This is a genomic window from Streptomyces sp. NPDC001070 (assembly GCF_053598835.1).
This window is the reverse complement of record NZ_JBSFLB010000074.1, coordinates 1-11,191: the sequence shown is the minus strand read 5'-3', so window position 1 is coordinate 11,191 and position 11,191 is coordinate 1. Positions and strand designations below refer to the sequence as shown.

At 74.5% G+C, this 11,191-nt stretch carries 8 protein-coding genes; 4 read left to right on the top strand and 4 right to left on the bottom strand.

Annotation, left to right across the window (positions count from 1 at the left end):
- Nucleotides 1-80 precede the first annotated feature (80 nt).
- The 4 genes from ACWDAS_RS41160 to ACWDAS_RS41145 all read right to left on the bottom strand — a co-directional run bounded on the left by ACWDAS_RS41160 (nucleotide 81) and on the right by ACWDAS_RS41145 (nucleotide 4,528).
- The gene (locus tag ACWDAS_RS41160; protein WP_450401073.1) at nucleotides 81-254 is read right to left on the bottom strand and encodes a hypothetical protein; all 174 of its coding nucleotides are present in this window, start codon (nucleotides 252-254) and stop codon (nucleotides 81-83) included.
- Nucleotides 255-341: 87 nt separating this feature from the next.
- Nucleotides 342-722, bottom strand: coding sequence for a hypothetical protein (locus ACWDAS_RS41155; RefSeq protein ID WP_450401071.1), 381 nt, complete (start codon nucleotides 720-722; stop codon nucleotides 342-344).
- Nucleotides 723-1,111: 389 nt separating this feature from the next.
- Complete coding sequence (locus ACWDAS_RS41150; protein ID WP_450401077.1) at nucleotides 1,112-2,437, bottom strand: MFS transporter; 1,326 nt, start codon at nucleotides 2,435-2,437, stop codon at nucleotides 1,112-1,114.
- 102 nt (nucleotides 2,438-2,539) lie between these two features.
- On the bottom strand, nucleotides 2,540-4,528 hold the full coding sequence (locus ACWDAS_RS41145) for a Xaa-Pro dipeptidyl-peptidase (RefSeq protein ID WP_450401075.1): 1,989 nt from the start codon (nucleotides 4,526-4,528) through the stop codon (nucleotides 2,540-2,542).
- Nucleotides 4,529-4,834: 306 nt separating this feature from the next.
- Between ACWDAS_RS41145 and ACWDAS_RS41140 the strand changes: the two genes are divergently transcribed.
- The 4 genes from ACWDAS_RS41140 to ACWDAS_RS41125 all read left to right on the top strand — a co-directional run bounded on the left by ACWDAS_RS41140 (nucleotide 4,835) and on the right by ACWDAS_RS41125 (nucleotide 11,151).
- On the top strand, nucleotides 4,835-6,403 hold the full coding sequence (locus ACWDAS_RS41140) for an alpha/beta hydrolase (RefSeq protein ID WP_450401070.1): 1,569 nt from the start codon (nucleotides 4,835-4,837) through the stop codon (nucleotides 6,401-6,403).
- 79 nt (nucleotides 6,404-6,482) lie between these two features.
- The gene (locus ACWDAS_RS41135; RefSeq protein ID WP_450401069.1) at nucleotides 6,483-8,000 is read left to right on the top strand and encodes an alpha/beta hydrolase; all 1,518 of its coding nucleotides are present in this window, start codon (nucleotides 6,483-6,485) and stop codon (nucleotides 7,998-8,000) included.
- A gap of 33 nt (nucleotides 8,001-8,033) precedes the next feature.
- The gene (locus tag ACWDAS_RS41130) at nucleotides 8,034-9,542 is read left to right on the top strand and encodes an alpha/beta hydrolase (protein WP_450401067.1); all 1,509 of its coding nucleotides are present in this window, start codon (nucleotides 8,034-8,036) and stop codon (nucleotides 9,540-9,542) included.
- A 34-nt stretch (nucleotides 9,543-9,576) separates the two neighbouring features.
- On the top strand, nucleotides 9,577-11,151 hold the full coding sequence (locus ACWDAS_RS41125) for an alpha/beta hydrolase (RefSeq protein ID WP_450401066.1): 1,575 nt from the start codon (nucleotides 9,577-9,579) through the stop codon (nucleotides 11,149-11,151).
- Nucleotides 11,152-11,191: the final 40 nt, after the last annotated feature.

Sequence of the window (11,191 nt, the reverse complement as noted above, 5' to 3'; positions counted from 1 at the left end):
CGCGCAGTCCCGCCAGGAGTGGATCGCCGGCGGCCCACGCCCGTCCCTCCCGGGATTCGGGCACCACGACGGCCGCTGCCTCACTCGTGGGTGCGTTCGGTCAGCTCCCGCGGTTCCTGCGGGCGCGCGCCGGGCGCCGCCGTACGGTCGGGGTCGGTGTCGGGCGGGGTGGCGGCGGCGGCCCGCCGCTCGCGGTCGCGGGTGGCCTCGGCGCGCACGAAGGCGCCCAGGGCTGCGTAGATGTCCACGGGCATGGTGCTTCTCCTGCGATGTCGTCCGGTGTCGTCCTGCTGACGGGCATGGCTGAGGGCCGCCGCGCGGCGGCGACGGCCGGGCGCCCGTCAGCAGCGCAGGACGAGGTGCAGGTGCTCGGGTCTGCCCGCGGGAGCGGCGTGCCGGGCGGGGCCGCGGACTGCGGCGCCGACAGGATCGGGGGGCCAGGTGTCGCGGACGAGGTCGGCGGCATGCCCCTGGAGGGTGGCGGCGCGCTGCTGGCAGCCCGGCTGCGGGACGGTGCGCCGCCCCATGCTCGCCGGAGGGTGGTGCGCCGGCGTACCGGGCTGGTCCGTTGCGACGGCGACGGCCGCCGCCGGCTCGACCGGCAGCAGGGCCGCGGCTCCCGGCGCGCACAGCGCGTGGAGCAGGCACACCAGTGCCGCGAACAGTCCGACCGCGGCCCCTGCCGGGACCCGGTGGGAACGTCCCGCTGCGGCATGCGGCATGCGCTGCTCCTCAGGATGCGTACCCCCCACTCTTAACCGGGCACGCCCTCGGACCCCGCGGCTCACTACGCCGAACGACGCACGCGTTCACCCGGGCGGACCCAATCGGGGCCCGCGCCGGCCGGCGGCCTCCCGATCCGCGGCGCGCGGCCACACGGGTGCAGCCGTACGTGCGGGGCCGTGTCCGGGGCCCGAACGGGTCGTGCGGCGCGGCGCGCCGGGGCCCCTGGACCGTTCGGCCCACCGCACCCGGTACGATCAAGATCGGCGCGCCGCCGCAACCTCGCGGACGCGCCTCGCCCCCCGTGTGCCCGACCGGGACGGGGCGGCGGCCGGGTTGCCGCCGGGATCCGCCACAGCGGGGCCGGGGCGCTCGGCAACTCCTCGGCTCAGGCCCCCCGGTAGCGGGTGAACGCGGGGAACGCCGCCGCCAGGCCGAGCATCACGACCACGACGAGCACGCCGCCCGTGGTGACCGCCGTACGCGTCCCGAACACGGAACCGACCGTGCCGTGCAGCAGGTCGGCCACCCGGGGACCGCCCGCCACGACGACCGTGAACACGCCCTGCATGCGGCCGCGCATGTCGTCCGTCGCGACCGACTGCAGGATCGCGCTGCGGAACACCATCGAGACCATGTCGGCGAATCCGGCCAGCGCCAGGAAGGCCGCCGCCCACCACAGGCTGCCGCTCAGCCCGAGTCCGGCGATCGCCGCGCCCCAGCCGCAGACGGCGATGACGACCATCAGGCCGTGCCGCTTCGCGCGGGAGAAGGTGCCCGAGAACAGCCCGCCGGCGACCGCGCCGATGGGGATGGCCGCGAACAGCAGGCCGAGGGCGAAGCCCTCGCCCCAGGGGGCGTAGGTGGTGTCGGCGAGCTGCGGGAACAGGGCGCGCGGCATGCCGAAGACCATGGCGACGATGTCGGCGAGGAAGGACATCAGCAGGATGCGCTGCGCCGTGATGTAGCGGAAGCCGGCGGCGACCTCGCGCCAGCCGCCGCGCCGGGCGACGGGGGCCCCGTTCGCCTCCAGGGGCGGCAGCGCGGGCAGCCGCCACACCGCCCACACGGTCGCGGTCAGCGCGATCGCGTCGATGAGGTAGAGCTCGGGCAGGCCGATGACGGGGATCAGCACACCCGCGAGCAGCGGGCCGACGACGAGACCGGTCTGCATCACCGTCGAGCCGAGCGCCATGGCCGCGGGCAGTTCCTCCTGCGGGACCAGGCGGGCGATGGCGGCGCTGCGGGCGGGGGCGTTCATGCCGGCCGCCGCCTGCTGCGCGGCGAGCAGCACCATCAGCAGCCAGACGGAGTCGGCGCCCGCGAAGGCCTGCGCCCAGAACAGCACCGAGGTGACGGCGATGCCGATGTTGGTGCAGAGCATCAGCTTGCGGCGGTCCACGCTGTCGGCGACGGCCCCGCCCCACAGGGCGAAGACCACCAGCGGGACCAGCCCGGCGATGCTCGCGTAGCCGACCCACGCGGACGAGCCGGTGATGTCGTAGATCTGCTTGGGCACGGCGACGGCGGTGAGCTGGCTGCCCACGGCGGTCACGGTGGTGGAGCTCCACAGTCGGCGGTAGGCGGGGTGGCGCAGGGGGCGCGTGTCCATGAGCCAGCGGCGCCAGCGGGTACGGCCGGCGGTTGTACCGGGCTCCGGGACCCGGTCCGCGGTGGGATCGTCCGCCGGGGCGTCGTCGGCGGTCTTCTTCATGCTGTCCACGGGTGCTGTTGCTTCCTCGTACAACTATCGCTGACCCGCTGACACTACCCGCCCGCCCTCGTCATGCGTGAGGGCGGACGGGCAGGGCCGGGGTCAGCGCCCCGCGGGAACGGTCGGTGCGATGCGGCGCGGGGCGAGCGGGGCGTCCGCGGCGCGGTGCGCGGGGGCCGCCTGGGAAGGCGGGCCGCCGAAGCCGCGTGCTCCGCCGGCGAGCGGCAGCAGGGCACGGGAGCGGGGGAGGTCGATCGTCACGGTGGGAGTGGTGTCGGGGGGCTCGATCAGCCCCGCGTCGGTGCCCGCGACGATCAGCGCGAGCCGGTGCCCGGCCGGGACGACGTGGTCGGTGGCGGCCAGGGTGACGGTGGTCGTGTACGCCCGGCCGGGGACGAGCGGCCGCCCGTGCCGCGCGGAGGCGGCGTGCCCGAGGTCGGCCCAGCCGCGGCTCACCACGGTGTGGGCGACGTCCACGGTGTCGGCGGCGGTGTCGAGGAAGCAGGAGCTGTCGCCGTCGCTGCTCTCGCCCCAGCAGGAGCGCGTGGTCAGGTCGACGATGCCCTCCTTGGCCGCCAGGAAGTCCCGGACGGTGCCGGGCCCGAGGTCGACCAGGACCGCCGACAGGTGGGCGCTGGTGGTCGAGGAGGACGCCGTGACGGTGACCGTGCCGGTCCCGGCCAGCCGCAGGTCGCGGGTGAGGGTGCTGGTGGTGAAGACGGCCCTGGAGGCGCTCGGGGCGTCCGCTCCGGCGGCCCAGTCCTCCTCCCACTCCTGCGGCGCGTCGGTGAAGGCCGCCGTGCTGCCGGGCGCGGCCGGGCCGAGCCCCAGGGTGCCCAGGCCCGGGGCACTGCCGGGCCGCAGGTTCAGCCGGGTCCGCTCGGTGCCGGCCGGCGGCCACGCGCGGTCGGTCGTCCAGTGGTCGGGGCTGCGCTCGACGTCGGCGCCGGGTTCGCGCTCCACGCCGTTGCGGACGCCGAGCAGGTAGTGGTCGAACCAGCGGTGCAGGGTGGACACCCACGCGCCGCGCCGGAAGTCGAACGGGTCGACGTGTCCGGTCTGCGACAGCCACACCTTCCGCTCCACGCCGTGCGCGGCCAGCGCGCTCCACCACTGGCCGAAGTGTTTGGTGCGGACGTTGAGGTCCTGCATGCCGTGGACGGCGAAGACGCTCGCGCGGACCTTGCCCGCGTCCTTGGTGTAGTCGCGTTCGCTCCAGAACGCCGTCCAGTCGCCGCTGCGCGGGGCCCCGTCCACGATGCGCTGCTGGACGGCGGCACAGCGGGCGCGGGCGGCCGGGCTCTCGACGTAGTCCGACAGCCAGTCGGGGCCGGAGTCGTAGAGGGCGGCGCCCTGCTGGAAGTAGTAGTCGTACCAGGAGCTGATGGCACTGATGGGCACGATCGTGCGCAGTCCGCGGACGCCGGTCGCGGCGACGCCGTTGGCGATCGTGCCGTCCCAGCTCTTGCCGATCATGCCGACGTCGCCGGTGGACCAGCGGGCGCTCGCGGGCCGCGTGCCGGTGCGGGAGGTCCAGCCCCTGGCCCGGCCGTTCAGCCAGTCGATCACGGCCTTGGCCGAACCGATGTCGGAGCGGCCGCCCACGTCCACGCAGCCGTCGGAGCGGTTGGTGCCGGCCAGGTCGACCAGGACGACGGCGTAGCCGCGCGGCACGAAGTAGTTGTCGTAGAACAACGGGGCCCGGACGATGCGGCCCTGGTCGTCGTAGGTCTTCAACTGGCTCTCGTTGCCGCGTCCGCAGCACGAGTAGTACGGACTCGCGTCCATGATCACCGGTACCCTGCGGCCGGCGGCGGCCGGTTCGCGGGGGCGCACGATGTCGGCGGCGACCCGGTCGGTGCGGCCGTCGCCGTCGTCGTCACGGCCCGTGTCGACCCAGACAGCCTCGCGGATGGCGTCGGCGTACGAGTAGTCGGGCCGGCTCAGCCCGTGCCGTACCGTCCCGGCGGCGTGGGCGGCGTGCGCGGCGGTCGCCGGGAGGAGGACGGCGGCGAGGGCGGCGATCACGGCCGCCACCAGGAAGGTCGTCGGTATGCGGACACGGTCGGTGCGGGGGCGGGTGGCACGCATGGGTGAAGGCACGCGCGGACGCTAGCCCCGGCCCCGCGCGCGGGGCCAGAGCGATACCGGTCAACTTGCGTGCACGTGCGGGCACTTGTGATGCCCGTCGAAGCGGGCGCGAGGCGGCCGGTTCACGCGTTCGGCCCAGCCCGGCGGTCACCCGCACACGATGTGTGATGATCTGATTACGCAGCGGGAGGCGTGCCGGCGGCCTCGCCGGTCCCCGACGGGACCCGGCGCCCGAGCCCGCCGTGCGGCCGCTCACCGATGCCGACCAGCCCCGCGTCTCGCACGGGCGGAAACGAAGGCGTGGCGATGAACGCTGTCCAGGCCACCGGCCGAATACCCCGGCCCCGGCGCGGGCTCCGCGGCGCCCTCACGGTGCTGTGCGCCCTCGGACTGCTGCTCACCGTGTGCACCGCCGCCGCCCATCTGCGGCGGACCGCCGCGCCCGCGCCCGCCGGGGGTGTGCCCTCCGCCCCCGCGACCGCCGTCCCACCGGAGCTGCGGCGCTACTACGGACAGAAGTTGCGCTGGAACCCATGCCCGGACCCGGCGTTCCAGTGCGCCGTCGTGAACGTTCCGCTGGACTACGCGCATCCGGGGGCGGGCGACGTCCGCCTGGCCGCCGCCCGCCTGACGGCCACCGGGAGCGGCGCCGCGCGCATCGGCTCGCTCCAGCTCAACCCCGGCGGCCCCGGGGCCTCCGCGATCGACGACCTACGGGCCTCCGCCGACACTTTCTCCCCCGCCGTACGCGCCGCGTACGACCTGGTCGCGGTCGACCCGCGCGGCGTCGGCCACAGCACCCTGGTGGACTGCGACACCGAAACGCCCGCGACGGCCGGTGCCCGCGGGCCGCTCTCCTCGCACGACGCCGCGAAGATCAACGCCTGGGCCGCCTCCCACGCGGAGACTGCAGCCGGCTGCGCGCGGCACGCCGGGCGGTTGCTGCCCCACGTCGGCACCCTCGACGCGGCCCGGGACATGGACGTCGTACGCGCCCTCCTGCACGACGACCGCCTGCATTTCCTCGGCTTCTCCTACGGCACCTACCTGGGTGCCACCTACGCCGAGCTCTTCCCCTCGCGCGTCGGCCGCATGGTGCTCGACGGCGCCGTCGACCCCGCCATGGACGGATTCCACGCCTATCTGAACCAGGCCCGCGGCTACCAGGTCGCCTGGGAGGCCTTCGCCGGCGACTGCGCGAAGCGCCCCGACTGCCCCGTCGGCCGCTCCGTCAAGGAGGCGGGCCGCACGCTGGACACCCTGGCGGCCGCCCTCGACCGAACCCCCGTTCAGCAGGGCAAGGACGTCCTCCTCGACGGCGAGGCCCTTCTCAACGCCGTCGTCACCGCGCTCCTCGCCCCCGACTGGGCGGTACTGCGCGCCGCATTCAGCGGTCTGCGGACCGGTGACACCACGATGCTGCAGCGACTCTCCGGCAGCGACGAGGACACCGAGTCCGGTGACGAGTCCATGACGGCGATCAACTGCCTGAGCTCCGCGCTCGAATCGTGGTCGACGGCCGCGCAGACGCGGGCGGCGCTCCCCGAATTCGTGCGGATCTCACCCCAGTTCGGCGCGTACTACAACGAGGACCTCACGACGTGCACCCGCTGGCTGGCCCGGCCGACCCAGACCCCGCACCGCATCACCGCCCCCGGCGCCCCGCCCATCCTCGTCGTCGGCACCCTCCGAGACCCCGCCACCCCCTACGACCAGGCCCAGGCACTCGCCCGGCAGCTCTCCTCCGGCCGCCTCCTCACCTGGAACGGCGACGGACACACCGCCTACCAACAGGGCAGCACCTGCGTCGACACCACCGTCGACGACTACCTCGTCCACGGCCGGCTCCCGGCCAACGGCACCGTCTGCGACTGACGCGGAGACCTCGACGTCCGCCGACCCGAGACCCGATCCCGACCGGCCCGCGCCCCGCGCGGCACAGAAAGGCGTGGTCATGAACGCATCCCGGCGCAGGCTCCACGGCGCCCTCGCCGTGCTCGGCACGTGCGGGCTGCTGCTCTCCGCGTGCGCGGCGGGCGACCTCAGGCCGAGTGCCCCCCGTGCGCCCGCCGGAGGCGCGGCCACCGCCGTGCCCGCGGAACTGGCCCGTTACTACGGGCAGAAGCTCGACTGGGAGAAGTGCAAGGCCGTGCCGTCGTTCCAGTGCGCCACCGTCAAGGTGCCGCTGGACTACGCCCACCCCGGGGCGGGCGACATCACCCTGGCCGCCCTGCGCACGAGGGCCACCGGGAACAGCGCGGCACGCGTCGGGTCGCTCCAGATCAACCCCGGCGGACCCGGCTCATCCGCGATCGAGTACCTCCTGGGCAACGTCGACGCCTTCTCCCCCGCCGTGCGCGCCGCGTACGACCTGGTCGCAGTCGACCCGCGCGGTGTCGGCGCCAGCACGCTGGTGGACTGCGACGCGGGCACTCCCGCGACGGCCCCGCAGCACGCCTCGCGCAAGGCGGACATCGACGCCTCCGCGGCGGGCTACGAGGAGATCGCGGACGAGTGCGCCCGGCACGCCGGACGGCTGCTGCCCCATGTGGGCACCGAGGACGCCGCCCGGGACATGGACGTCGTACGTGCGCTGCTGGGGGACGAACGACTCGACTACGTGGGCTTCTCGTACGGCACCTACCTGGGCGCCACCTACGCCGGGCTCTTCCCCTCCCGGGTGGGCCGCATGGTGCTCGACGGCGCCGTCGACCCCGCCATCGACGGATACGGCTTCACCATCGGACAGGCGCGCGGCTACCAGGTCGCCTGGAAGTCGTTCGCGGCCGAGTGCGCCACCCGCCCCGACTGCCCCGTCGGCCACTCCGTCCAGGAGGCCGACCGCACCCTGGACACCCTGGTGCGCTCCCTGAACCGCACCCCCCTCAAGCAGGGCAAGGACATCACCGTCAACGGCGATGCCCTGCTCTCCGCGGTCGTCGTCGGGCTCAGGACTCCGGACTGGGACACCCTGCGAGCCGCACTCGGGGAGGTGCGGACCGGTGACACCACCGCTGTGCAGGCACTCATCGGCTCCGACGAGAACGCCGCCACGGGCGACCAGTCGTACTACGCGGTCTCCTGCCTGAGCTCCACGCTCGGTACGTGGTCCACCGTGCCGCAGGCACGGGCGGCGCTGCCGGAATTCCGCCGCGCCGCCGCGCAGTTCGGCGACTACTACGCCGGGACCCTGCCGATGTGCACCCACTGGCCCGTCCGGCCGAACCAGTTCCCGCACCGCATCACCGCGGCCGGCGCCCTGCCGATCCTGGTCGTCGGCACCCTCCGCGACCCGGCCACCCCGTACGCCTGGGCGCAGGCCCTCGCCCGGCAGCTATCCTCCGGCCGGCTCCTGACCTGGGACGGCGACGGACACACCGCCTATCACCAGGGCAGCACCTGCGTGGAGAGCGCCGTCGACAGCTACCTGACACGCGGCCTGCTCCCGTCCCCCGGCACGATCTGCACCTGACAGGCGATGACCGCGGTGCGAGCCTCCGGCCGAATGTCCAGGTGGCAGCGACGTGGCGTCGCGGCGCTGCTGGGCGCCTGCCTGGTCCTGACCGCCTGTTCACCGCAGCACCCGCACCCGCAGCGGCCCGCGAGTGCGACGCGGCCCGCCCCTGCCGGGCCGTCCGCCGCGGCCTCCGCCGCGCCACCGGACCTTGCGCGCTACTACCGGCAGAGGCTCGACTGGCGGCCCTGCGTGGACGCGCCGTCCTTCCAGTGCACCAAGGTGACGGTGCCCCTGGACTACGCCCGTCCGCAGGCCGGTGACATCCGACTTGCCGCCGCCCGGCACGGGGCCACCGGACCCCGGAGCGCGCGCATCGGCTCGCTGCTGCTGAACCCCGGCGGTCCCGGCGTGTCGGCGATCGACGACCTGATGTCCTTCGCCAACGGCTTCTCCCCCGCCATGCGTGCCGCGTACGACCTGGTCGGCCTCGACCCCCGTGGCGTGGGAGGCAGCGCCCCGGTGGACTGCAGGAACGGCGCCGCACTCCCCGGATCCGGTGCCGGAACGGGCGCCCACGACCCGGGGCCGGGGTTCGCGCTGGTGGCCAACGCCTGCGCACGGCACGTCGGCCGGCTGCTGCCCCACGTCGGCACCCTCGACGCGGCCCGGGACATGGACGTCGTACGCGCCCTCCTCGGCGACAACCGGCTGCGTTTTCTCGGCTACTCCTACGGCAGTTACCTGGGCGCCACCTACGCCGAGCTCTTCCCCTCCCGCGTCGGCCGCATGGTCCTCGACGGCGCCGTAGACCCCGCCATGGACGCCTACCGCGCCACCCTCGGCATGGCGCGCGGCTACCAGGTCGCCTGGGAGGCCTTCGCCGCCGACTGCGCCACCCGCCCCGACTGCCCCGTCGGCCACTCCGTCCAGGAGGCCGACCGCATCCTCGACGCGCTGGTCGGGGAGCTCGACCGGGGTGGCCGGGACGTCTCCCTCACCGGAGACGATCTCCTCACCGCGGTCACCTCGGCACTCGCCGCGCCGGCTTGGGACGCCCTGCGCTCCCTGCTCCGCGAGGTGCGGACGGGTGACACCGGCACGCTGCGGCGGCATTTCGGTGCCGGCGAGGACATGGATTCGGGTGACCAGTCCCTCGCGGCGATCAACTGCCTGAGCTCCGCGCTCGGGCCACGGTCGACCGCCGCGCAGACGCGGGCGGCGCTCCCCGAGTTCCGGCGCGTCTCGCCCCAGTTCGGCGCGTACTACACCGGGTTCCTTCCGATGTGCGCCAACTGGCCGGCCCGGCCGACCCAGACCCCGCACCGCATCACCGCCCCCGGCGCCCCGCCCATCCTCGTCGTCGGCACCCTCCGAGACCCCGCCACCCCCTACGACCAGGCCCAGGCACTCGCCCGCCAGCTCTCCTCCGGCCGCCTCCTCACCTGGAACGGCGACGGACACACCGCCTACCAACAGGGCAGCACCTGCGTCGACACCACCGTCGACCGCTACTTCCTCCACGGCCGGCTCCCGGCCAACGGCACCGTCTGCGACTGACGGGTATTCAGAAGCGAATCAGAAAGGCTTGGCCATGGACGCTGTCCGGCACACGGGCCACGTATGCGGGAAGGGGCGACGCGGCGCGGTCGCGCTGCTGAGCGCCTGCGCACTGCTGGCGACCGCCTGTTCGTCCCTCCACCCCGGGCCATCGCCCGCCGCGACGCGGCTGGCGCTGTCCGGCGCCGCGCCCACGGAGGCGGTGCCGCCGGAACTGGCCCGCTACTACGGGCAGAAGCTCGTATGGGAGCCCTGCGCCGACCAGCCGTCGTTCCAGTGCACGACCTTGAAGGCACCGCTGGACTACGCCCACCCCGGGACGGGCGACATCTCGCTGGCCGCCACCCGTCTCAAGGCCACGGAGGGCGGCACGGAGCGTATCGGCTCCCTGCTGTACAACCCCGGTGGCCCCGGCGACTCCGCGATCAGCGGACTGTGGGACCTCGCCGGCAGGTTCTCCCCTTCGGTGCGCGCCGCCTACGACCTGGTCGCGGTCGACCCGCGCGGGGTCGGCGACAGCACCCCGGTGGACTGCGACACCGACACCCCGGCCACCGTCCCCGGCTCCGGTCCGGTCCCCACCACGGGGCAGACGGACTTCGAGGCCCTGGACGCGGAGCTCGAAGGGACCGCCGAGGCGTGCCGGCTGCACGCCGGGGGGCTGCTGCCCCACGTCGGCACCCCGGATACGGCCCGGGACATGGACCTCATGCGCGCCCTCGTCGGGGACGACAGGCTGCACTACCTCGGCTTCTCCTACGGCACCTATCTCGGGGCCACCTATGCCGAACTCTTCCCGGCACGTGTGGGCCGCATGGTCCTGGACGGCGCAGTGGACCCGGCGATCGACGGCTACCACCGTTTCCTCGATCCCGCGCGGGGATACCAGGTCGCCTGGGAGTCCTTCGCCGCCGACTGCGCCACCCGCCCCGACTGCCCCGTCGGCCACTCCGTCCAGGAGGCGGGCCGCACCCTCGACGCCCTGGTGGCCCGTCTCGACCGGAATCCGCTCCGGCAGGGCAAGGACATCACCCTCACGGGCCAGGACCTCCTCGCCATCGTCGCGACGGCGCTGTCGGCGCCCGCGTGGGAGGACCTGCGTGCGGCATTGCACGAGGTGGTCTCCTTCGGTGACACCACCGCGCTCCAGAAACTCTCCGGCCTGGAACGGGAGGACTCCGATGCCGGCAACTCGTGGTTCACGGCGGTCAGCTGCCTGAGCGCGGCGCTCGGCCCGCGGTTCACCCCCGAGCAGGCCGAGGCGGCACTCCCCGCCTTCCGCCGCGCCTCACCCCAATTCGGCGCGTTCTACGTCGATTCCCTCATGCTGTGCGCCCACTGGCCGGTCGGCCCGACCCAGCCCTCGCACGCCATCACCGCACCGGGCACTCCGCCGATCCTGGTCGTCGGCACCACCCGCGACCCCGCCACGCCCTACCGCTGGGCCGAGGCACTCGCCCGCCGGCTCTCCTCCGCCCGGCTCCTCACCTGGGACGGCGACGGACACACCGCCTACATCCAGCCCGATGGAAGCGAATGCGTCGACACCGCCGTCGACCGCTACCTGGTGCGCGGCCTGCTGCCGCCCGCCGGCACGGTCTGCCGCTGACCACGCGGCGAGGCGCGCCGCCCCCGACCGGGTCGGGGGC